The 622-nt window shown below is 46.5% G+C and carries 1 protein-coding gene; it reads left to right on the top strand.

Translation table 11 applies throughout. The features are described 5' to 3' along the window. Positions 1-622 (top strand): coiled-coil domain-containing protein (locus ACLPIE_RS22560; protein ID WP_430263852.1); only part of this gene is annotated, 622 nt, incomplete at both ends.

Here is a 622-nt window from a genome sequence, read left to right as displayed (position 1 = left end):
TAGAAGCGCAATTGGCGGCAGCGAAGAAACAACTGGCGGAACATGAAGCTGCACAGAATGCGTTATCTAAGCAGTTTACCGACAGCGAAAAACAACAAGCACAATTGCAAGCACGTTTGAAACAAAATGAGCAAGAGTATGCGACGGCGCAAGCGCAGTTGAAACAAGCCAATGCGGACTTGCAAAAACTGCAAGCCAACATGGAAAAACAAACGGCCTTGATGAGTCAAGCGAGTGACGAGCAAGTCAAAGCATTAACGGCGGATTTGAATAAGCAAATTGTTTTACTCAAACAAAAAGAGGATGGGTTAGCAAAAGCACAAGCACAAAGCGAATCCACACGTGATGAATTAGCGAAACAACAGGCCGCCGCGAAAGCGCTAGAGCAGCAAAATCAACAGTTAGCGGCGCAGTTGCAAGAAAAATCGCAGCAAGCGGATAAAATTCAGGCCTCATTAGTTGAGCAAACGGCGAAAGCGGCGGATAAGGCGGCATTAGAAGCGCAATTGGCGGCAGCGAAGAAACAACTGGCGGAACATGAAGCTGCACAGAATGCGTTATCTAAGCAGTTTACCGACAGCGAAAAACAACAAGCACAATTGCAAGCACGTTTGAAACAAAA

This window comes from Providencia sp. Me31A (assembly GCF_050487165.1).
Taxonomy (GTDB): domain Bacteria; phylum Pseudomonadota; class Gammaproteobacteria; order Enterobacterales; family Enterobacteriaceae; genus Providencia.
Note: the sequence above shows the minus strand (reverse complement) of the source record. Positions and strands in the feature narration are given on the sequence as shown.